Genomic DNA, 20546 nt, shown 5'->3' with positions numbered 1-20546 from the left:
GGGGGAACAACGCTGATGCCCTTCCCGGGGTCAGGCCGAACTCGCGGAAACGGCCGGCACGGCGTGCACGGCGTGGCCGCCGAACTGCTGCCGCATCGCGGCGAGTGCCTTGAGCTGGGCGGCGTCCGGCTTGCGGGAGGCGAAGCGGGCGAAGAGCGCGGCGGTCATGGCGGGGGCGGACACCGCCAGCCGTACCGCTTCCTCGACCGTCCAGCGGCCCTCGCCCGAGTCGTCGACCCGGCCGGAGAGACCGCCCAGGCCCGAGTCCTGCTCCAGAGCGCGGACGAGGAGGTCGAGCAGCCAGGACCGGACGACGGTGCCGTGCCGCCAGGACGCCAGCACCTTCGGCACGTCGGGCACGTACTCGCTGGCCTCCAGCAGTTCGTAGCCCTCGGCGAGGGCCTGCATCATGCCGTACTCGATGCCGTTGTGGACCATCTTGGCGTAGTGGCCGGCGCCCACCGGCCCGGCGTGGCAGATGCCGTCCTCCTCCGGGGCGAGCGATTCCAGCAGGGGCCACACGCGGCGGACGTGCTCGTCCGCGCCACCGCACATCACCGCGTAGCCGTTCTCTCGGCCCCAGATACCGCCGCTGACGCCGCAGTCGACGTATCCGACGCCGTGCTCGGCGAGCATCCGGGCGTGCTCGGTGTCGTCGCTGAAGCGCGAGTTGCCCCCCTCGACGACCACATCGCCCGGGGACAACAGGTCGGCCAGCTGCCGGAGCGCCCGGCGGGTGGGGTCACCGGCCGGGAGCATCAGCCAGACCACGCGGGGGGCGGCGAGCCGGCCGACCAGTTCCTCCAGGGAGTTCACGTCACGGTCCGGCGAGGTGCGGCTGTAGCCGATCACCTCGTGGCCGCGGTCGCGCCAGCGCGCCGCCATGTTGCCGCCCATGCGTCCGAGGCCGACGATTCCTGTCTGCATTGTTCAGTCCTTCGAGGTGTGGTGCGGGTGGGAGGGGCCGTTGTCCTCACGCAGGAGCCGGACAACAACGCTGTTGTCCAGGCCGCCGAGCCCCCGGTCGTCGATGGCCGCGTACAGGTGGGCGACGGTGGAGGACAGCGGCAGTTCGACGCCCGCGTCGGTGGCGCTGTCCAGGACGAAGCCGAGGTCCTTGTGGAGGTAGCGGGCGGGGCCGGACGGCGTGAAGTCGCTGTCGGCGAGGTGGTGGCGCTTCTGCGCGAGCACCTCCGAGGAGGCGAGGCCGCCGGCCAGCACCTCCAGGAGGGCCGCCGGGTCGAGTCCGCCGCGCTCGCCGAGCACGACGGCCTCGGCGAGGGCCACCAGCGTCCCGGCGACGACGAGTTGGTTGCACGCCTTGGCGAGCGATCCGGCTCCGATGTCGCCCATCCGGCGTACGGTCGAGCCCATGGCGGCCAGATACGGGCGGACGCGTTCCACGACGTCCTCCCTTCCGCCGGCCATGATCGACAAGGTGGCGTCGCGGGCGCCGGTCACTCCACCGCTCACGGGAGCGTCGACCAGCCGGACGCCGTGGGGAAGCAGCTCCTCGGCGAGGGCGCGTACGGCGACGGGGGAGACGGTGCCCATCACCACGAGGGTGTCCATCGCCCGGTCCGCCGCGGCCGACTCCAGGCCCGCGAGCAGTCCGTCCGGGGCGGCCCACACGTCCCGGACCTGGGGCAGGTCCGGGAGCATGGTGACGACGGTGCGGGCGCCGGCCGCCACCTCGGCCGGACTGGCCGCGGCACGGCAGCCCGTGGCGATCGCCGCGTCCAGTGGCGCGCTGCCCCGGTTCCAGGCCAGGACGCGGAAGCCCGCCTTGGCGAGGTTGGCCGCCATCGGAAGGCCCATCGCGCCGAGCCCGACGAAGCCGACCGGCTCGGACCGGGGCGGAGGGGAGTTCACGGGCGGACCCCCGTGGGCGTCTGCCGGCCCCTGTCCGCCGCGAGGGCGCCCAGCCGCTCGGAGAGGTACGCGTGACCGAACACGTCCCGGTTGACGACGAAGCGCGGCAGTCGGCCGCTCGCCACGTCCAGAACGGCCCGCACCGCGCTCCCGCCGTTCCCGGCGGACATCTCGTCGGTCCACGCCAGGCTGTGCGGACTGAGGACGACGTTGTCCATGCTCAGCAGCGGGTTGCGCGGATCGGGCGGCTCGCTCTCGAAGACGTCCAGTCCGGCGCCCCTGATGCGGCCCGCCCGCAGCGCGTCGATCAGCGCCGCCTCGTCCACGATCGGCCCGCGGGCGACGTTGAGGAGCACGCCGGAGGGCTTCATCAGGGACAGCCGCCGGGCATCCACCAGGTGGTGGGTCTCCTCGGTCAGCACGCACATCACGATCACCGCGTCCGCCTCGGCCATCACGGTGTCGGCGTCGGCGAGACGTACGCCGAGTTCCCGGGCCGTCTCCTGCGGGCAGTAGGGGTCGTAGGCGATGACCTCGGCATCGAACGGCCGCAGCAGTCCGACCAGGTCGCGAGCGGTGTTGCCGAGCCCGAGCAGGCCGATGCGGCGGCCGGTGAGCCCGAGCCCCATCCACTGTTCCCTCTCGGACCAGCGGCCCTGACGTACCAGCCGGTCCTTGGCGGTGACGTTGTGCAGGACCGCGAGCAGCAGGGTCAGGGCAGCGGTGGAGACGGGGCGCCGGGCGCCGTCCGGGGTGATGGTGACCAGGGCGCCGTGCCGTGTGCAGGCGTCGAGGTCGACGGCGTCGTAGCCGACGCCGAAGCGGGAGAAGAGAAGCGGGGGCCGGATGATGCCGTCGAACGTGCGGGCGGTGACGGCGGGGCCGGCGAACAGGACGGCGTCCAGGCCGTCGACGTCCGGGGCGCGGAGTTCCTCGGTGTCGTGCGGCAGGTAGTGCCAGTCGACCCCGGCGGCGTCCAGCTCGCCGAGCCGGATGTCGCCCCATACGCTGCGTCCGTCCGCGTCGAGGAAGTCGCGGCTGACACCGACGGTGAACCGGCCGCCGGCCGGGCGGGCGCCCGCCATCACAGCACCGCGACCGGGTTGACGGGCGAGCCCGTGCCACCGGGGACGTTCAGCGGGGCCACGACGAGCAGGAACTCGTAGCGCCCCTCCGCCGCGCAGGCGGCGGACAGCGCCTCCAGGTCCAGATTGTCCAGCAGCGGTACACCCATCGCGGTGATGGCGAGGGCGTGCACGGGGGAGTGCAGGCCCTCGACGGGGGAGGGCCGGACGTCGCTGTCGCCGTCGCCGCCGAGCAGGGAGATCCCGCGCTCGGCCAGCAGGGGTACGGCGTCCACGTGGAGGCCGGCGCTCGCGTTGTCCGGGTTCCAGGCGCCGAGCTCGGCGCGGCGCCGGAAGTGGCCGGAACGCAGCAGTACCGCGTCCCCGTCGCCGATGGTCACCCCCAGCGCCTTCTCCGCGGCGACGACGTCCTCGGCGTGCACGGCGGTACCGGGCTCGAGCCAGTCGGTGCCGTGCACGGCGGGCAGGTCGATCAGAACGCCCTTCGTCACGAGGGGGCCCAGGGCGGAGACCGCGCCGAAGTGGGCGCCGCCGGCGTCGACGACCTCGCGGGCGGTGCGGCCGTCGTAGAGCCGGCCGCGATAGGCGATGTGGGAGAGCGCGTCGAGGTGGCTGACGCCCTTGCCGTGGTAGTCGACGGCGATGAAGTCCTTGTGGCAGGACGGCTCCGGAGACTCGACGTCACCCAGGTCGGACATGTAGTGCAGGGCGGGTTTGCCGTTGTCGGGGCCGGCCACCGTGTTCCAGGGCAGGGCCATGGGGACGGTGGTACCGCTGCGGACCAGGGCGGTGGCGCGCTGGACATGGGCCGGGGTGACCCGGTTCCACGCGCCGCGGTCGGCGGGCGTCCAGCGGCCCCACGTCCGCACGGCGTCGAAGAGGGAATCGAACTCCTCGCGCGACAGGTGGGGGCCGTTGTCGGGAGGGGGAGGCGGGGAATGGGGTGGGCTGCTGGTCATGAGGTGCTCAGCGCTCCAAGGCTCGGAGGGTGTCGTCGGCCGGCCCGGAAGGCGCGCTACGGTCGGGAGACTCGGCGAATCCCGATGACAAAGCGCGCGGCGACGGCATTGTCGTTCGGCGACAGACGAGAGACAATAACAACATGCTGAACGACGAACAGAATGATGGGTGGAATCGACGGTGAGCGCAAGCGACCCGGGCAGCCTCGTCCCGGCGGTGACCCGAGCGGTGGCGATCCTCGACGTGCTCGGCGAGGCGGAGGGCCGCCCGCTGTCGGTCAGTGAGATCGCACGCGCCCTGGACCTGCCGAAGTCCTCGACGGGGAACCTCTGTGCCTCCCTGGAGGCGGCGGGCATGATCACGCGCAACGGCACGGGCTTCGGCCTGGGGCGCAAGCTGGTGGAACTCGGTGGCCGCTACCTGTCCACGGTCGACCAGCTGCGCGACTTCTACGAGTTGTGCCGGCGCAGCGCGCACATCTCGCGGGAGACCGCCCGGGTCGCCGTCCTGGACGGCCTGGACGTGCTCTACCTGGCCAGGTACGACGGCACGCAGCCGCTGAGGCTCACCGCCAACATCGGCGACCGCTTCCCCGCGAACTGCACGGCGACGGGCAAGGCCATCCTCTCCACTCTGGACCCGGCGGTGGCGGAGGACCGGCTGCGGGGCCGCACGCTGCCCGCGCTCAGCGAGCGGTCCATCACCTCGGTGCCCGCGCTGCTGGAAGACCTGGCGGTGGCCCGGGAGCGGGGTTACGCGATCGACGACGAGGAGGCCACCGCGGGTGTCCTCTGCCTGGCCGTGCCGGTCACCGGGTTCCGCACCGACTCGGCACCCTTCGCGATCAGCGTCACCGTGCTCAAGGCCCGACTCGACGACGAGTTCCGTGAAGCGCTGCTGAAGGATCTGCGTGCCATAGCGGCAGGCCTGGAGAACCCCATGCTCCCGCGGGGGCTGTCCGCGGGAGGCCGATGAGGTGAGGTGGCCGGCCCGCCCGGACGGGGGCCCGCAGGGTGATCGTGACGACGGCGGCCGTACGGAATCTCTCCGTACGGCCGCCGTAACTTTGGAGCAATATATGTCGACGGGAGTCTTGACCAGCATGCTGTGACGAGTTCAGGATTCTGGTCGAGCCGATGGAGTGGTCCTCGGCCTGCACATCCCCGGAGAAGTCCGTGAACGACGCTCCCGACGACACAGCCCCCAGTTCTCCGTCGCCCGACGGGCACGCGGCCTCCCGCCCCTTGGTGACGATCCGCGGCCTGCGCAAGCGGTTCGGTGGCACCCTCGCTCTCGCCGACGTGGACCTCGACATCCGGGCAGGCAGCGTCCTCGCCCTGTTGGGACACAATGGTGCCGGAAAATCCACACTTATCAAGATCCTTGCCGGTGTCTATCGCGCCGACGAGGGCCAGGTCACCGTCGCCGGGCACCCGCTCGGTTCCGGCGCCGCGAGCGCCGAGATGTCCTTCATCCACCAGGACCTGGGCCTGGTGGAGTGGATGACGGTGGCCGAGAACGTCGCCCTGGGCACCGGATACCCCCGCCGCGCCGGGCTCGTGTCCTGGCGGCAGGTGCGCCGGCGCTGCACCGAGGCGCTGGAGATAGTCGCCGGTCACCTCGACCCGGACGCCGCCGTCGCCGACCTCACGCGCGCCGAACGCTCCCTGGTGGCCATCGCCCGCGCGCTGGCCACCCGCGCCCGCCTCATCGTCCTCGACGAGCCGACCGCCAGCCTCCCCGCCGCCGACTGCGCCCGGCTCTTCGACGTCCTGCACACCCTGCGCGACCGAGGCCACGCCATCGTCTACGTCAGCCACCGCCTCGACGAGGTCTACCAGGTCGCCGACCGCTTCGCCGTGCTTCGCGACGGACACCTCATCAGCGAGGGACTCCTCGCCGACCACGGCCCCGACCGGATCGTGCGCGACATCGTCGGCCACGAGCCGGAGAGCCACCGGCCGGCCGCCCCGCGCAGCGCCGGCGCCTCCGCCGCCACGGTGCTGCGCCTGACCGGCGTCACCGCTGAGGGCGCCGGTCCCGTCGACCTCGAACTGCGCGCCGGGGAAGTCCTCGGCATGGTCGGCCTCACCGGAGCCGGCCACATGGACCTCGGCCGCGCTCTCGCCGGATCCCGGCCCCTCACCGGCGGCGAAGGGCTGCTCGACGGGAGGCCGTACCGCCCCGGCTCGGTGTCCGCCGCCGTCGACGCGGGCATCGGCTTCGTCACCAGCAACCGCCAGGAGGAGGGCTGCGCCCTCGAACTCACCGTCCGCGAGAACTTCCTGGCCAACCCCCGCGCGGACGCCCGCTCCCCCTGGCGCTGGATCAGCCCCGGCCGGGAACGCGCCGAGGCGGGCTCACTCGTCGAGCGGTTCGGCGTGCGCCCCGCCGACTCCGAGGCGCCGATCGCCACCCTCTCGGGCGGCAACCAGCAGAAGATCATGATCGGCCGCTGGCTGCGCCTGAGCCGCCGGGTGGTGATCCTCGAGGAACCCACCGCCGGAGTCGACGTCGGCGCCAAGGCCGAGATCTACCGGCTCCTGGACGACGCCCTCGCCGAAGGGCTCGCCGTCCTGCTCATCTCCACCGACTTCGAGGAGGTCGCCGACGTCTGCCACCGCGCCCTGGTCTTCGTCCGGGGCCGCGTCACGGCGGAACTGTCCGGCGAGGCCCTCACCGTCACCGAACTCACCCATGCCGCGTCGGCCATGCCGGCGCTGACCGGAACGGGCAACCACTGATGGCCACCGAGACCCAATCCTCCCGCCACGATCAGGGGCCCGCGACCGGCGACGGCGATGCGGCCGGGAGCGCGCGTACGAGGCGCACCCCCACCGCCGGACCGACCCGCGGCAGCCGTGTGCGCGGCCACCTGATCGGCACCTACGGCCTGCTCACCCTCACCGTCCTGCTCTTCCTCGTCTTCTCCCTGTCCCTGCCGGACACCTTCCCGACCCTCGACAACATCTCGTCGATCCTCTCCAACCAGTCGATCCCGGCCATGCTCGCCCTCGGCGCGATGATCCCCATCGTCACCGGCAAGTTCGACCTGTCCGTCGGCTACGGCCTGGGCCTCGCCCACGTGTTGACGATGCAGCTCATCGTCAACAACGGCTGGCCCTGGCCCATGGCCTGTCTCGTCGTCATCGTCGGCGGCGGCATCATCGGCGTCTTCAACGGACTGCTCGTCGAGTTCGCCAAGATCGACTCGTTCATCGCCACCCTCGGCACGGGCAGTGTGCTGTACGCCTGCACCGGCTGGATCACCGACGGCGCCCGTATCGTCCCCGGCCCGACCGGACTCCCCCCGGCCTTCACCGACCTCTACGACTCGAAGTTCCTCGGCCTGCCCGTCCCCGCCTTCTACGTCCTCGGCCTCGCCGTCATCCTGTGGCTGCTGCTGGAACGGCTGCCGCTCGGCCGCTATCTGTACGTCATCGGCTCCAACGCCCGCGCCGCCGACCTGGTCGGCATCCCCACCCGCCGCTACGGCATCTACGCCTTCGCCGGTTCCGGGCTCGTGGTCGGCTGCGCGGGCGTCCTGCTCGCCGCCCAGCAGCAGATCGGCAACCCCAGCGTCGGCATGGACTACCTGCTGCCCGCCTTCGTCGGCGCCCTGCTCGGCTCCACCGCCATCAGGCCCGGCCGCGCGAACGCCGCCGGCACCGTCGTCGCCGTCGCGATCCTCGCCATCGGTCTCGCCGGGATCCAGCAGCTCGGAGCCGAGTTCTGGGCCACCTCCCTGTTCAACGGCGGCACCCTCCTTCTCGCCGTCGGCCTGGCCGGCTACTCCGCCCGCCGCCGGCTGCGCGCCGGCGCCAACGCCACCCGCACCTCACTGTCCGAACCGTCGGCGTCCGCCGCACCGGCAGCCTCCGTGCAGACCTCCGTCTCCACCACGCAATCCGCGCCCCCGCCGCCGTCCACGCCGACGGAGTAGATCCGAACGACGCCGCGGCGCACCGTGGCGGCCCGTCAGCCGGGACGCCGTGCCCTCGATGAGCACCTGCCGTCGCCTTCCCTCCCTCCCCGCACCTCACCAAGGAGCCCGTCCGTGTCGTACCACCACACCCGCAAGGCGCCCCTGAGAGCAGTGGCCGCACTCGCCGTGGCCACCGCCTTCGCCGCAGGTTGCACCCGAGGTTCGGAGGCCGGCACCGCCAGCGCCGTCGCCGACACGAAGGCCGGCTGCCCCGCGGTCCTCGCCAAGGCCAGGGCGGCGGTCAAGGCGGCCGAGGACGTCGACGCCCCCTGGGACGGCCCGACCACCGGCCCGAAGGCGGCCGCCGGCAAGACCATCGTCTACGTCGCCCAGAGCATGACCAACCCGGGAGTCGCCGGAGCCGCCGAGGGGGTCGAGGAGGCCGCCAAGGCCATCGGCTGGACCGTGCGGATCATCGACGGTCAGGGCACGCCGGCCGGTATCCAGGCCGCGCTCAGCCAGGCCGTCGCCGTCAAGCCCGACGGGATCGTGCTCTCCGGCTTCGACCCCAAGTCGACCGCACAGCAGGTCGCGCAGGCCGACGCCGCCGGCATCCCGCTCATCGGCTGGCACGCGGTGGACGCCCCGGGGCCCAGCACGGACCCCAAGCTGTTCAGCAACGTCACCACCAAGGTGCAGGACGTCGCCAGGATCAGCGCCGACTGGATCATCAGTCAGTCCAACGGCCGGGCCGGCGTGGTGGTCTTCACCGACGCCTCCATTCCCTTCGCCAAGGGCAAGTCGGACCTGATCGAGAAGGAACTCGCCACCTGCTCCGACGTCAAGATCCTGACGACGTCCAACATCCCCATAGCCGACGCCAGCAGCCGCACCCCCCAGGAAGTGTCCGCCCTGCTGTCCCGCTTCGGCACCGAATGGACCAGCTCGGTGGCCATCAACGACCTCTACTTCGCCGACGCCGCCCCGGCGCTGCGCGCGGCGGGCAAGCAGGGCAACGCGGCCCCCTTCAGCATCGGCGCGGGTGACGGCGACCCCTCCGCCTTCCAGCGCATCAACAGCAAGCAGTTCCAGGCGGCGACGGTTCCCGAGCCGCTGTCCGAGCAGGGCTGGCAGATGATCGACGAGTTCAACCGCGCCTTCGCCGGCAAGGCCGCCAGCGGCTACGTCGCCCCGGTCCACATCACCACGGCCGACAACAGCGGCGGCAAGTCCTCCTGGGACCCCAGCGGATACCGCGAGGCGTACCGGAAGCTCTGGGGGAAGTAACCCGCCCCGACCGCGGGCCGCCCCTGCCCCTCCCGCCCGCCCCGGGGAGGGGCACCGCCGCGCTCGGCCTCCGGCCCCTGCCGGCCGGAGGCCGACCCGACGACGTCCTGCCTGATCACCGCTGCCGGTTCGGGCCGCTTCGCACCGCACCCATCGCCCCATGGGCGACCGGCCGGCGCTCACGGTCTTTCCGGTCCTCCTCGGCGGCGGGCCGCGCCTCGTCGACGACCGCCTGCCCGCAGGGCAGTGGACGCTCGTCAGCCAGTGCGCGGGCGAGCACGGCACGTTGGCGCTAGTCCACGACCGGGTCCGCCGAGTCGGCCCATCGGCTCGACCGACGAGGTGGTGGACCCGGAGCCGGCGCCCGCCACCGCCTGTTCCGGTGCCGGCACCGGACTATCGCGCGTGGTGGTCCAGGGCGCGCTCCCCGGCCGCCCGCACCGCCGTCCGCCAGGCCGCCGTGACGGCGAGGCGGGCGGCTGTCGTGCCGCGGTCCGTCTCCGCGGGCAGACGCATCGGGGCGCCGAGGTGGACGTGGCAGCGGGGGCGGCGGACCGGGGCCGTCAGGGTGCCCGCCAGTTGTTTCGTCGGCGAGCCCGAGGCGATGCGGCGGGAGCCCGCGTGACCCACCGGCACCACCAGCGCGCCGGACGCCTGGGCGAGCCGGGCCAGGCCGGTGCGGAACGGCTCGGGCGGGGTGGGCGCCGCGTCGCGGCGGCGGGGGAGGCCGCCCTCGCCGTACAGGAGGACGTGCCGGCCGCCGGCCAGGGCCTCGGCGGCCGCGTCGAGGGCCAGCGCCGCACGGGTCGTACCCCGGTGGACGGGGATGTGCCCCTCCCGGGTCAGCGCCCGGCCGAGCACCGGGATCCGCCACAGCCCCGCCGTCGCCAGGACCACGGGCTGCAGGTCCAGGCGGCGCAGCGCGGTCATGACGACCGCCGGATCGGCCAGGGAGTCGTGGTTGGCCACGAAGATGCTCGGCGCGGGCAGACGCATCCTGATCTCACTCGTGACGGTGAGCCGCCCGAAGAACGGGGTCAGGGCGATGACGGTACGGCTGAACACGGGCCCTCCCTGGGAGCGATGATCCACGAGCAGTGTGACGGGCGGTTACCCCGGCCCGCCTGAGTACGGATACTCAGACCTCGCGGGTGATCACCACGACGGGGGAAGATGGAACCGCAAGCCAATGGTCAACCCACATGGAGGAGCGGGCACATGCAGCACGAGCGAGCGGGCCGTCCGGCCGGCCCCGAGGACCTCGTCGACGTCGCCCGGCTGGTCACCGCGTACTACGCGCTGCACCCCGACCCGGCCGACCCCGCGCAGCGCGTCGCCTTCGGCACCTCGGGCCATCGCGGCTCGTCCCTGAACACCGCGTTCAACGAGGACCACATCGCCGCCACCAGCCAGGCCATCTGCGAGTACCGTGCCGCCCGGGGCACCGACGGCCCGCTCTTCCTCGGTGCCGACACCCACGCCCTGTCCGAGCCCGCCCGCGTCACCGCCCTGGAGGTGTTCGCGGCCAACGACGTGACCGTGCTCGTGGACAGCGCCGACGGCTACACGCCCACCCCGGCCGTCTCGCACGCCATCCTCAGCCACAACCGCGGGCGCACCACCGCTCTCGCCGACGGTGTGGTCGTCACCCCCTCGCACAACCCGCCCGCCGACGGCGGCTTCAAGTACAACCCGCCGAGCGGCGGCCCGGCCGGCTCCGACGCCACCTCCTGGATCCAGGACCGGGCGAACGACATCATCGCGGCCGGCCTGAAGGACGTACGCCGTATTCCGTACGCCCAGGCCCTCGCCGCCCCCACCACCGGCCGTCACGACTTCCTCGGCGCGTACGTCGCCGACCTCCCGAGCGTCCTCGACCTGGACGCGATCCGCGCCGCCGGCATCCGTATCGGCGCCGATCCGCTCGGCGGGGCCTCGGTCGCCTACTGGGGCCGGATCGCCGAGCAGCACCGCCTCGACCTGACCGTGGTCAACCCGCTCGCGGATCCCACCTGGCGTTTCATGACGCTGGACTGGGACGGCAAGATCCGCATGGACTGCTCGTCGCCGTACGCGATGGCCTCCCTCATCGACCAGCGCGACCGGTTCCGGATCGCCACCGGCAACGACGCCGACGCCGACCGGCACGGCATCGTCACCCCGGACGCGGGCCTGATGAACCCCAACCACTACCTGGCCGCCGCCATCGCCTACCTCTACGCCCACCGCGAGCAGTGGCCCGCCGAGGCGGGTGTCGGCAAGACGCTGGTGTCGTCCTCGATGATCGACCGGGTCGCCGGTGACCTGGGCCGCCGGCTCGTCGAAGTGCCCGTCGGTTTCAAGTGGTTCGTGGACGGACTGGTAGACGGCTCGCTCGGCTTCGGCGGCGAGGAGTCGGCCGGGGCGTCCTTCCTGCGCCGGGACGGCTCCGTGTGGACCACCGACAAGGACGGCATCATCCTCGCGCTGCTCGCCTCCGAGATCACCGCGGTCACCGGGAAGACGCCGTCGGAGCACTACGCCGCCCTGACGGACCGTTTCGGCGAGCCCGCCTACGCCCGTATCGACGCGCCCGCGACCCGCGAGGAGAAGGCGCTGCTCGCCAAGCTGTCGCCCGCGCAGGTCACCGCGGACACCTTGGCCGGGGAGGCGGTCACCGGCGTGCTCACCGAGGCCCCGGGCAACGGCGCGGCGCTCGGCGGCATCAAGGTGACCACCGCCAACGCCTGGTTCGCGGCCCGCCCCTCGGGCACGGAGGACGTCTACAAGATCTACGCCGAGTCGTTCCTCGGCCCCGACCATCTGACCCGGGTCCAGGAGGAGGCCAAGGGCGTGGTCATGGCGGCGCTGGGCGACTGAGGCGGAGCGCAGGACCGGGGGCCAGGCGGGGGACGGCAGTCCGCGAAGTCTGGGCCCCGGTGCGCCGGGCGGCGGGGCGTCGGCCCAGGTGGGTCGGGCGGTGTGCCCCGGTCCGCCGGCTCAGCCGAGCGTGAAGCGGAAGGCGCCCGTGCCCCCGCCCAGGGTCAGCCAGACGTGCCGCTCCTCCCGTACCAGCCGCAGTGCCACATGGGCGCAGCCCGGGCAGCGGGCGGTGAGGCCGGGCTCGGGGCCGTAGACGTGCAGTTCGGCCAGGGGACCCGAGCGGGCGCACTCCGGGCAGCGCCACCAGGCGGCGGTGGCCTCCACGGAGAGGATCTCCGAGAGCGGTCCGGCCAGGCAGTTGCCGTCGAGATGCGGGGCGGTCTGCGCCATGGGGTTCTCCAAGGGGTCAGCCGAATCGTTCGGTGCGAATGGTGGCCGGGTCGCGTCCGAGCCCGGTCAGCAGATCGCCGACCGTCTCGACGAATCCGGTGGGGCCGCAGACGTAGACGGCACTGGTGGGCGGCAGCCCGTCCGTCGCGTCCGCCAGGTCGCCCGCGGTGACCCGGCCGGGGCCGCGGGGGTCGCCCGGCGGGGCCTCGCGGGTGTACACGAAGCGCACGTCGAGGCCGTCCCCGTCGGCGAGATGCTCGCGGTACCAGATGTCGTCGGGGCCGCGGACGGAGTACAGCAGACGGAAGTCGCCGCCGTTCAGGGACCGGCGGCGGGCCCGGACCATCGCGGCCAGCGGGACGACCCCGGAGCCGCCCGCCACCAGCAGCACCGGCTCCGTCCGCCCGGGCCGCCACACGAACCAGTTCCCGAGCGGCCCGCGCACCTCCACCTGCGCCCCGACCGGCAGCCCGTCCGCCAGATACGGCGACACCTCGCCGTCCGGCACGCACTGCACGCCCAGTTCGATCCGTTCGCCCTCGGCCGGCGCGGCCAGCGAGTAACTGCGTACGGCCTGGTAGCCGTCGTCGGCGGTCAGACGTACGTCGACATGCTGACCGGGCAGGTGTCCTGGCCAGCCGGGGACGCCGAGGACCAGGGTGCGGGCGGTGGCGTTCTGCGGGCGGCGCTCGACGAGCCGCGCCCCGCGCCAGGTGAGGCCCATCCTCAGTCGCCCCAGTTGCGCTGCTCGCGCCACGGGTCGCCGTAGTTGTGGTAGCCGACGGTCTCCCAGAAACCGGGCTCGTCCTCGTGTGTGAGCCGCAGATCGCGCACCCACTTGGCCGACTTCCAGAAGTACAGGTGGGGCACGAGCAGCCGGGCCGGGCCGCCGTGCTCGGGGGAGAGCGGATGGTCGTCGTACGTGTGGACGAGCCAGGCCTGACCGTCGAGGAGGTCCTCCAGCGGCAGGTTCGTGGTGTAGCCGCCGTGGCTGCCGACCACGACGTAGTCCGCGGCCGTCTCGACGTCCTCGAAGAAGGCGTCCAGGGGCACGCCCCGCCAGCGTGTGCCGAACTTCGACCAGCGCGTCACGCAGTGGATGTCCCGGACCGTCTCCTCCTGCGGCAGCTCCAGCATCTCGTCCCAGGTCCAGGCGTGCGTCTCGCCGGTCTCCGTGGTGACGGTGAACCGCCAGGTTTCGGTGGGAACCTTCGGCGTGGGGCCCGCCGACAGCACGGGGAAGGACTCGGTGGGGTACTGGCCGGGCGGCAGCTTGTCGGCCGGACGCCGGCCGCGCCCCTGGAAGCCGGGGGAGAAGGAGTTCACAGTGGTCATCTCCTGAGCACGTCCGCCTCCGGAGCGTGCGGGGTCAGTAGTCAGTGTCCGGCGGTGCGGGCCCCGGCACCACTGGGTCGCCCGCCGACGTTACATCCGGTCCGCTCCGGTTGCTTGTCCGCGAGCGCACGGGGCTGGTCCGCCCGCGCACGGCCCCGCCGCCTTCTGGATATGATCTCATAAAGGTAAAATGTGACGTTTGTTCGCAGTGATGGAGGTGTGCCCCATGGGGCTGCCGTCCCGCCGGAGTGATCCCCGGAGTGATCGATGTCCCCCAAGCGCCCCCCGGACGAAGGCGACGAGCTGCTGGCCAGGCTCGGTTCGCTGACCGCCCAGGCGCGTGATCGCGCGGCGCGGCAACGCTCCCGCGTCGAACTGGCCCTCGCCCTCCAGCGCGGCATGCTGCCCAGCGACCTGCCCGTCGCCCCCGGCTTCCGCCTGGCCGTCCAGTACGCCCCCGCCTGCCACGGGCTCAACGTGGGCGGCGACTGGTACGACGCCTTCTCCCTGCCCGACGGCCGCATAGGCCTGTCCATCGGCGACGTCCAGGGCCACAACATAGAGGCGACCGCGTTCATGGGGCAGGTCCGGGTCGGCCTGCGCGCCCTCGCCTCCGTCACCGGCGAGCCCGGCGACCTCCTCGCCCGCACCAACGACCTGCTCCTCTCCCTCGGCAGCGACCTCTTCGCCACCTGCACCTTCATGCGCCTCGACCCGGCTACCGGGGTCTTGGAGAGCGCCCGGGCCGGACACATCCCCTGCGTGTGGGCCACGGCGGACGGCAAGTCCGGCATCGCCGAGGACGAGGGCGGACCGCCCCTCGGCGTGGTCGCGGGGATGCACTACCCGGTCACCCGCTACCGCCTCACCAAGGGCGGGGTCTTCGTGCTCCTCACGGACGGCGTCGTCGAGGGCCCGTCGCTGAGCGTCGAGGAGGGCCTCGACCAGGTCGTACGCCTCGCGGGCGTCGCCGCCGTCGCCGGGCTGGAGGCGGATTCCCTCGCCGCCGCCGTGATCAAGGGCGCCGAACGTGTGGGACACGAGGACGACGCGGCCGTCCTGGTGGTCGGACACGACGGGCTCGTGACGGACGTACCCCGTATGCAGCCATGGAGCCCGGCAGCGCGTCTCTCACCTGGCCGACCACGCCATGACGGTGTCTGATGGCTGCTGTGGTGGGTATCCCTGACCTGGATCCGCGCAGAACGGTCCTCTTCGCCGTCCAGACGCTCGCGGTCGCCGTCTGCTACTACGCGGCCGGACGGCTCGGTCTCGTACGGCAGCTCGTCGTCGAGGGCGCGGTGTTCACCCCCATCTGGCCGCCGACGGGCGTGGCGGTGGCCTGTCTGCTGATCCTCGGCCTCCGTGCCTGGGCCGGCATCGCCCTCGGTGTCCTCCTCGTCATCGTGTCGATCACCTCGCTGCGCCCCCTCGTCCTGGTCAACGTGGTGGGCAACACCGCCGCCCCCGTCTGCGCCTACCTGCTGCTGCGCAAGGTGGGTTTCCGCACCGACCTCGCCCGGTTGCGCGACGGCCTCGCGCTGGTCTTCCTGGCGGCGCTCACCGCGATGCTGCTGAGCGCGAGCATCGGCGTGGGCCTGCTCCTGCTCACCGGCCGACTCGAGACGCACAGCTTCTGGTCCGTCTGGCTGGGCTGGTGGGTGGGGGACGCGATGGGCGTCCTGATCGTCACCCCCGTGCTGCTCCTCCTCCAGCGCGGAGTGCGCCCCCCGGTGCGCCTGTCCCGCTGGAAGGAAGGCGCGGGTCTGGCCCTCATCGCCCTGGCCATGGTGCCCCTGGCCGCGCGGAGCCACCTGAATCTGCTCTTCCTCGTCTACCCGCTGCTGATCTGGGCGGCCCTGCGCTTCCAACTGGCCGGCAGCATGCTGTGCGCCCTGTTCACCTCCGTCATGGCCACGATCGCCGCGACGGACGGGGTGGGCCCCTTCGCCCACCTCTCCCGGATCGAGGTGATGATCGAGCTCCAGGCCTTCAACGGCACGATGGCCCTGACCGCCCTGCTGCTCTCGGCAGTGATCATGGAGCAGCGCAATACCCGACGCTCGGTGGAGCGGGCCTGTCAGGAACTGGTCGAGGTGCTGGAACACCTCACGGCGGGTGACGCCCCGCACGGCCGGGGGACGAAGGACCAGGAGGCCTGAGGCGGGGCTCGGCGGCGGTGGCGTACGTGGCCGTGGAGTCCTCCCCGGTTCCGGTGCGAGGCCGCGGCGTCGGCGCGGCTTCGCGATCACTGTGCCGGGCGCCGAGGGATCCGGTCGATCACCCCTCAGGCAATCGTCCGGCTCGTCGAGTCCGCCGCCTGGCATGCTGGCGCCGTGCACAAGCCCGCCCCAATCACCCCCGACGCCCCCGGCGCCATAGCGTTCCCGCTGCTCACCCAGCAGTGGCTCGACCTGTGCTTCGTCCACTGGGCCGTCCCCCCGGACGCCGTGGCGGGACTCCTGCCGCCCGGGACCGTCCCCGACACGCACGACGGGGTCACCTACGTCGGACTCGTCGCCTTTCGCATGCACCGGGTCGGCTGGCTCCGGCTGCCCGGTGTGCCGTACCTCGGGTCGTTCCCGGAGACCAACGTCCGCCTGTACTCGGTGGACGGGCACGGACGGCGCGGGGTCGTCTTCCGGTCGATGGACGCGGCCCGGCTGATCCCGGTGGCGATGGGCCGGGCGGGCTTCCGGCTGCCGTACCTGTGGTCGCGGATGAGTGTGCGCAGGGCGGGCGACACGGTCATGTACACCAGCTCCCGCCGCTGGCCCGGCCCGCGCGGCGCGTACAGCCGTATCGCCGTACGCCCGGGGGAACGCATCGAGGAGCCGACCGCGCTGGAGCACTTCCTCACCGCCCGCTGGGGCATGCACAACGCCTTCTTCGGCGGATCCGCCTACCTCCCCAACCACCACCCGCGCTGGCCCCTGCACCGCGCCGAGCTCCTCACCTGTGAGGAGAACCTGATCACCGCGGCCGGCCTGCCCGCACCCGACGAGGAACCGGTCAGCGTCCTCTACTCCCCAGGTGTACCGGTCCGCCTGGGCCGCCCGTCCCGCCCGGCGGGAATCCCGACACCCTGAGGCGTGTGCCGGACGATGTCTCCGAGATCTCCACGCGCCGGTGCAGGGGGGCGAAGATTCTCGGGGAACCGGGTGCGGACGTCGGTTGTCCGGGTTCGGCGGGCGGTGGCTCGTCTGCGCCGCCCGCGGCCCACCGCGCCGCCCACCGGAGCAGGTCCCCGCCAGGAGGAACCCGCCTCGTCCGTTCCCCGTCCTTCTTGACCCCCGCACCGCCCTCCACGATGCTGTGTTGCGGCACATGAGATGTGTGCCGCATTGAGCAACATATGACTCAGGTCTCGTATCAGCCGAGGAGTGGCCATGGCTCACCAGGTCCGTGCTGTCGTCGCGCGGGGGAAGGGTGCCCCCGTCAGCCTGGAGACGATCGTCGTCCCCGACCCCGGCCCGGGGGAGGCGCTGGTGAAGATCGAGGCCTGCGGGGTCTGTCACACCGATCTGCACTACCGCGAGGGCGGCATCAACGACGACTTCCCCTTCCTGCTGGGCCACGAGGCCGCGGGCGTGGTCGAGTCGGTGGGGGAGGGCGTCACCGACGTCGCGCCCGGTGACTTCGTCATCCTCAACTGGCGGGCGGTGTGCGGACAGTGCCGGGCCTGTCTGCGCGGCCGCCCCTGGTACTGCTTCGACACGCACAACGCCAAGCAGAGGATGACCCTGCTCGACGGCACCGAACTCTCCCCGGCCCTCGGTATCGGCGCCTTCGCGGAGAAGACGCTGGTCGCGGCCGGTCAGTGCACCAAGGTCGACCGGGCCGCGTCCCCGGCCGCCGCCGGTCTGCTGGGCTGCGGGGTGATGGCCGGCATCGGCGCGGCCATCAACACCGGCAACGTCGGACGCGGGGACACCGTCGCCGTCATCGGCTGCGGTGGAGTCGGGGACGCGGCGGTGGTCGGCTCGAGCCTCGCGGGCGCGGCGAAGATCATCGCCGTGGACATCGACGACCGCAAGCTGGAGACCGCGAAGAAGCTGGGCGCGACCCACACCGTCAACTCGCGCGAGAACGACCCGGTCGAGGCGATCCGCGAGCTGACCGGCGGCTTCGGCGCCGACGTCGTCATCGAGGCGGTCGGCCGCCCGGAGACGTACCAGCAGGCCTTCTACGCCCGCGACCTCGCCGGCACGGTCGTCCTCGTCGGGGTGCCCACCCCCGAGATGAAGCTCGAACTCCCCCTCCTGGACGTCTTCGGGCGCGGCGGAGCGCTGAAGTCCTCCTGGTACGGCGACTGCCTGCCCTCCCGCGACTTCCCCATGCTCATCGACCTCTATCTCCAGGGCCGCCTCGACCTGGACGCCTTCGTCACCGAGACCATCGCCCTCGACGAGGTCGAGAAGGCCTTCGAGCGGATGCACGGGGGCGACGTCCTGCGCTCGGTGGTGATTCTCTGATGGCCGGCGCCCGCATCGGCCACCTCGTCACCACGGGGACCTTCTCCCTGGACGGCGGTACCTGGGAGGTCGACAACAACGTGTGGATCGTCGGCGACGACACCGAGGTGATCGTCATCGACGCGGCCCACGACGCCGACGCCATCGCCGCGGCGATCGGTGACCGCCGGCTGACCGCCATCGTGTGCACCCATGCCCACGACGACCACATCGACGCCGCGCCCGCTCTCGCCGCGCGCACCGGCGCCCCGGTCCTGCTCCACCCCGACGACCTGCCGCTGTGGAAACAGACCCACCCCGACCGCGACCCCGACGGCGAACTGGCCGACGGCCAGGTCCTCACGGCGGCCGGCGTCGAACTGACCGTGCTGCACACGCCCGGGCACGCCCCCGGTGCCGTCTGCCTGTACGCGCCCACCCTGGCCGCGCTCTTCAGCGGCGACACGCTCTTCGCGGGCGGACCGGGGGCGACGGGACGCTCGTACAGCCACTTCCCGACCATCGTCGACTCGATTCGGGACCGGCTGCTGAGCCTGCCCGGCGACACCGTCGTCCACACCGGACACGGCGGGACGACCACGATCGCCACGGAGGCCCCGCACCTCCAGGAATGGATCGACCGCGGCTTCTGACCGCCTCGCCAGGGCCCTTCGCACGGCGCCCGTACCGCCTGTTACCGCAGGTGGTACGGGCGTTTCGAGCTGTGCCGGGAGGGGGCCGCGGACCCGTCCGAAGCGGGCCCTTGGATGCCTTGACAAGGGTTCAGGGCGACCTCAGACTGATGTTGCGCTTACCGCAATCCGTTTCGCTATACGCACCGAGGTGTCATGATGATTCCCGCGTGCCGTCTCGTGGATCTCCCGCGAGGTGAGGCCTTCCGGCTCGACATCGATCCGCCGGTCTCGGTGTTCCACACCGACGACGGCGAGGTCTTCGCCATCGACGACACCTGCACCCACCAGGACGCCTCGCTCGCCGACGGCTGGCTGGAGGGCTGCGAGGTGGAATGCCCCCTGCATGCCTCCAAGTTCGACCTGCGCACCGGCGCCGTCGACGCCCCGCCGGCCAAGCTCCCGGTCCGTACCCACGAGGTCGTCGTCGAGGACGGCATGATCTACGTGAAGGTGTCGACCGAGGCCCCGAACCTCCCGCCCTGTGTGGCCGCCCGGCTCGCCGGGGGTCCCGCGTGAGGACGGTCGCCGTGGTGGGCGCCTCGCTGGCCGGTCTGTCGGCCGCGCGCTCCCTGCGGAAGCAGGGCTACGACGGAGAGCTCGTCGTCATCGGCGACGAACTCCACCGCCCGTACGACCGGCCGCCGCTGTCCAAGGAATTCCTCGCCGGCACCCTCGGCGAGGCGGACCTCGCGCTGGAGACGGACGACGAGGACCTCGGCGCCGAGTGGCTGCTCGGCGCCCGCGCCACCGGACTCGACCGCACCGACCGCGCCGTACGGCTCGCCGACGGACGGGAGGTCCGGGCCGACGGCATCGTCCTCGCCACCGGCGCCGCCGCCCGCACCCTGCCCGGCAGCGAAGGCCTGGCCGGCGTGCACACCCTGCGCACCCTCGACGACGCCCGCGCCCTGCGCGACGAACTCGCCCGAGGCGGACGGCTGGTGGTGATCGGCGGCGGGTTCATCGGTGCCGAGGTCGCCTCCACGGCGTACGCGCTCGGACTCGACGTGAGTGTCGTCGAAGCGGCTCCGACCCCGCTCGCGGGACCCCTCGGTGCCGAGATGGGCACCCTCGTCTCCGCCCTCCACGCGGACCACGGCGTACGGCTGCTCTGCGGCGTCGGCGTCAAGGGACTCGGCGGGGAAAGCCGGGTCGACGCCGTCCTGTTGGAGGACGGCCGCACGCTCCCCGCCGACACCGTCGTCGTCGGTGTGGGCGCCCGCCCGTGCGTCGACTGGCTCGAAGGGTCGGGCATCGAGCTCGACAACGGCGTCAAGTGCGGTGCCGACGGCCGCACCAGCCTCGCCTCCGTGGTCGCGGTCGGCGACTGTGCCAACTGGTACGACCCCCGCGCCGGCGCCCACCGCCGGGTCGAGCACTGGACCGGCGCGCGCGAGCGCCCCGATGCCGCGATCGCCACCCTGCTGGCGGGCGGTGCCGTGGAACCGGGCGTGCCCAGGCCGCCCTACTTCTGGTCCGACCAGTACGGCGTGAAGATCCAGTTCGCCGGTCACGCGGCCGGCGCCGACAGCGTGACCATCGAGGAAGGCGCCGCCGACGACCGCAACGTCCTGGCCGTCTACCGGCGCGCCGGGAACCCGGTCGCCGTACTCGGGATGAACCAGCCGCGCCTGTTCACCCGCTGGCGCAAGCAACTCGCCGCGTGACCGACCCCTCCACG

General features: G+C 72.5%; 20 protein-coding genes. 12 read left to right on the top strand and 8 right to left on the bottom strand.

Features of this window, described 5'->3' with window-relative positions:
* Positions 1-30: 30 nt before the first annotated feature.
* Genes gnd through ACIBVL_RS06410 form a run of 4 tightly spaced genes read right to left on the bottom strand, consistent with a single transcriptional unit; the run spans position 31 to position 3916 of the window.
* On the bottom strand, positions 31-927 hold the full coding sequence (gene gnd / locus ACIBVL_RS06425; RefSeq protein WP_399092758.1) for a phosphogluconate dehydrogenase (NAD(+)-dependent, decarboxylating): 897 nt from the start codon (positions 925-927) through the stop codon (positions 31-33).
* A gap of 3 nt (positions 928-930) precedes the next feature.
* Complete coding sequence (locus ACIBVL_RS06420; protein WP_399092755.1) at positions 931-1872, bottom strand: NAD(P)-dependent oxidoreductase; 942 nt, start codon at positions 1870-1872, stop codon at positions 931-933.
* Positions 1869-2957 carry an NAD(P)-dependent oxidoreductase gene (locus tag ACIBVL_RS06415; RefSeq protein WP_399092752.1) on the bottom strand — a complete coding sequence of 363 codons (1089 nt, stop codon included), beginning with the start codon at positions 2955-2957 and terminating at the stop codon, positions 1869-1871. Before ACIBVL_RS06415 ends, ACIBVL_RS06420 begins: the two co-directional genes overlap by 4 nt.
* On the bottom strand, positions 2957-3916 hold the full coding sequence (locus ACIBVL_RS06410; protein WP_399092749.1) for a cyclase family protein: 960 nt from the start codon (positions 3914-3916) through the stop codon (positions 2957-2959). The genes ACIBVL_RS06415 and ACIBVL_RS06410 overlap by 1 nt, the downstream gene beginning before the upstream one ends.
* A gap of 181 nt (positions 3917-4097) precedes the next feature.
* On the opposite strand from ACIBVL_RS06410, the gene ACIBVL_RS06405 reads away from it, so the two are divergent.
* The 4 genes from ACIBVL_RS06405 to ACIBVL_RS06390 all read left to right on the top strand — a co-directional run bounded on the left by ACIBVL_RS06405 (position 4098) and on the right by ACIBVL_RS06390 (position 9129).
* Complete coding sequence (locus ACIBVL_RS06405; RefSeq protein ID WP_399092746.1) at positions 4098-4892, top strand: IclR family transcriptional regulator; 795 nt, start codon at positions 4098-4100, stop codon at positions 4890-4892.
* Positions 4893-5092: 200 nt separating this feature from the next.
* The gene (locus tag ACIBVL_RS06400) at positions 5093-6661 is read left to right on the top strand and encodes a sugar ABC transporter ATP-binding protein (protein WP_399092743.1); all 1569 of its coding nucleotides are present in this window, start codon (positions 5093-5095) and stop codon (positions 6659-6661) included.
* A complete protein-coding gene (locus ACIBVL_RS06395; RefSeq protein WP_399092740.1) occupies positions 6661-7860 on the top strand; it encodes an ABC transporter permease in 1200 nt (399 codons plus the stop codon). The genes ACIBVL_RS06400 and ACIBVL_RS06395 overlap by 1 nt, the downstream gene beginning before the upstream one ends.
* Positions 7861-7974: 114 nt before the next feature.
* Complete coding sequence (locus tag ACIBVL_RS06390; RefSeq protein ID WP_399092737.1) at positions 7975-9129, top strand: substrate-binding domain-containing protein; 1155 nt, start codon at positions 7975-7977, stop codon at positions 9127-9129.
* A 396-nt stretch (positions 9130-9525) separates the two neighbouring features.
* On the opposite strand, the gene ACIBVL_RS06385 is transcribed toward ACIBVL_RS06390, so the two are convergent.
* Positions 9526-10194 carry a lysophospholipid acyltransferase family protein gene (locus ACIBVL_RS06385; protein WP_399092734.1) on the bottom strand — a complete coding sequence of 223 codons (669 nt, stop codon included), beginning with the start codon at positions 10192-10194 and terminating at the stop codon, positions 9526-9528.
* 153 nt (positions 10195-10347) lie between these two features.
* Here ACIBVL_RS06385 and pgm point away from each other — a divergent pair, with 153 nt between their 5' ends.
* Positions 10348-11988 carry a phosphoglucomutase (alpha-D-glucose-1,6-bisphosphate-dependent) gene (pgm, locus tag ACIBVL_RS06380; RefSeq protein ID WP_399092731.1) on the top strand — a complete coding sequence of 547 codons (1641 nt, stop codon included), beginning with the start codon at positions 10348-10350 and terminating at the stop codon, positions 11986-11988.
* Positions 11989-12108: 120 nt separating this feature from the next.
* Here pgm and ACIBVL_RS06375 read toward each other — a convergent pair whose 3' ends face one another.
* The 3 genes from ACIBVL_RS06375 to ACIBVL_RS06365 are packed head-to-tail and all read right to left on the bottom strand — an operon-like array spanning position 12109 to position 13707.
* Entirely contained in the window at positions 12109-12381 is a 273-nt protein-coding gene (locus ACIBVL_RS06375) for a DUF6510 family protein (protein ID WP_399092728.1), read from the bottom strand.
* A gap of 16 nt (positions 12382-12397) precedes the next feature.
* Positions 12398-13105: an FAD-binding oxidoreductase gene (locus tag ACIBVL_RS06370; RefSeq protein ID WP_399092725.1), complete on the bottom strand. Its 708-nt coding sequence runs from the start codon at positions 13103-13105 to the stop codon at positions 12398-12400.
* Positions 13106-13107: 2 nt separating this feature from the next.
* The gene (locus tag ACIBVL_RS06365; RefSeq protein WP_399094779.1) at positions 13108-13707 is read right to left on the bottom strand and encodes a molybdopterin-dependent oxidoreductase; all 600 of its coding nucleotides are present in this window, start codon (positions 13705-13707) and stop codon (positions 13108-13110) included.
* A 276-nt stretch (positions 13708-13983) separates the two neighbouring features.
* Between ACIBVL_RS06365 and ACIBVL_RS06360 the strand changes: the two genes are divergently transcribed.
* From ACIBVL_RS06360 to ACIBVL_RS06330, 7 genes are all read left to right on the top strand, one after another.
* Positions 13984-14880 (top strand): PP2C family protein-serine/threonine phosphatase, encoded by an 897-nt coding sequence (locus ACIBVL_RS06360; RefSeq protein ID WP_399092722.1) that lies wholly within the window; start codon positions 13984-13986, stop codon positions 14878-14880.
* The gene (locus ACIBVL_RS06355) at positions 14880-15878 is read left to right on the top strand and encodes an MASE1 domain-containing protein (RefSeq protein WP_399092719.1); all 999 of its coding nucleotides are present in this window, start codon (positions 14880-14882) and stop codon (positions 15876-15878) included. The genes ACIBVL_RS06360 and ACIBVL_RS06355 overlap by 1 nt, the downstream gene beginning before the upstream one ends.
* A gap of 174 nt (positions 15879-16052) precedes the next feature.
* On the top strand, positions 16053-16805 hold the full coding sequence (locus ACIBVL_RS06350; RefSeq protein WP_399092715.1) for a YqjF family protein: 753 nt from the start codon (positions 16053-16055) through the stop codon (positions 16803-16805).
* A gap of 300 nt (positions 16806-17105) precedes the next feature.
* Entirely contained in the window at positions 17106-18191 is a 1086-nt protein-coding gene (locus ACIBVL_RS06345; RefSeq protein ID WP_399092712.1) for an S-(hydroxymethyl)mycothiol dehydrogenase, read from the top strand.
* Positions 18191-18823 carry an MBL fold metallo-hydrolase gene (locus tag ACIBVL_RS06340; protein WP_399092708.1) on the top strand — a complete coding sequence of 211 codons (633 nt, stop codon included), beginning with the start codon at positions 18191-18193 and terminating at the stop codon, positions 18821-18823. The genes ACIBVL_RS06345 and ACIBVL_RS06340 overlap by 1 nt, the downstream gene beginning before the upstream one ends.
* 195 nt (positions 18824-19018) lie before the next feature.
* The gene (locus ACIBVL_RS06335) at positions 19019-19381 is read left to right on the top strand and encodes a bifunctional 3-phenylpropionate/cinnamic acid dioxygenase ferredoxin subunit (protein ID WP_399092705.1); all 363 of its coding nucleotides are present in this window, start codon (positions 19019-19021) and stop codon (positions 19379-19381) included.
* Complete coding sequence (locus ACIBVL_RS06330) at positions 19378-20532, top strand: NAD(P)/FAD-dependent oxidoreductase (protein WP_399092702.1); 1155 nt, start codon at positions 19378-19380, stop codon at positions 20530-20532. Before ACIBVL_RS06335 ends, ACIBVL_RS06330 begins: the two co-directional genes overlap by 4 nt.
* The last annotated feature ends 14 nt before the right edge of the window (positions 20533-20546 follow it).

Source organism: Streptomyces sp. NPDC049687 (assembly GCF_044465285.1).
Taxonomy (GTDB): Bacteria; Actinomycetota; Actinomycetes; order Streptomycetales; family Streptomycetaceae; genus Streptomyces.
This window is presented reverse-complemented; position numbering and strand designations above follow the sequence as displayed.

Excerpts from the sequence above, each read along its gene's own strand:
- gnd (WP_399092758.1), bottom strand. The coding sequence starts at position 927 with ATGCAGACAGGAATCGTCGGCCTCGGACGCATGGGCGGCAACATGGCG.
- ACIBVL_RS06355 (WP_399092719.1), top strand. The coding sequence starts at position 14,880 with ATGGCTGCTGTGGTGGGTATCCCTGACCTGGATCCGCGCAGAACGGTC.
- ACIBVL_RS06340 (WP_399092708.1), top strand. The coding sequence starts at position 18,191 with ATGGCCGGCGCCCGCATCGGCCACCTCGTCACCACGGGGACCTTCTCC.
- ACIBVL_RS06375 (WP_399092728.1), bottom strand. The coding sequence starts at position 12,381 with ATGGCGCAGACCGCCCCGCATCTCGACGGCAACTGCCTGGCCGGACCG.
- ACIBVL_RS06345 (WP_399092712.1), top strand. The coding sequence starts at position 17,106 with ATGGCTCACCAGGTCCGTGCTGTCGTCGCGCGGGGGAAGGGTGCCCCC.
- ACIBVL_RS06410 (WP_399092749.1), bottom strand. The coding sequence starts at position 3,916 with ATGACCAGCAGCCCACCCCATTCCCCGCCTCCCCCTCCCGACAACGGC.
- ACIBVL_RS06335 (WP_399092705.1), top strand. The coding sequence starts at position 19,019 with ATGATGATTCCCGCGTGCCGTCTCGTGGATCTCCCGCGAGGTGAGGCC.
- ACIBVL_RS06395 (WP_399092740.1), top strand. The coding sequence starts at position 6,661 with ATGGCCACCGAGACCCAATCCTCCCGCCACGATCAGGGGCCCGCGACC.
- ACIBVL_RS06415 (WP_399092752.1), bottom strand. The coding sequence starts at position 2,957 with ATGGCGGGCGCCCGCCCGGCCGGCGGCCGGTTCACCGTCGGTGTCAGC.
- ACIBVL_RS06360 (WP_399092722.1), top strand. The coding sequence starts at position 13,984 with ATGTCCCCCAAGCGCCCCCCGGACGAAGGCGACGAGCTGCTGGCCAGG.
- pgm (WP_399092731.1), top strand. The coding sequence starts at position 10,348 with ATGCAGCACGAGCGAGCGGGCCGTCCGGCCGGCCCCGAGGACCTCGTC.
- ACIBVL_RS06370 (WP_399092725.1), bottom strand. The coding sequence starts at position 13,105 with ATGGGCCTCACCTGGCGCGGGGCGCGGCTCGTCGAGCGCCGCCCGCAG.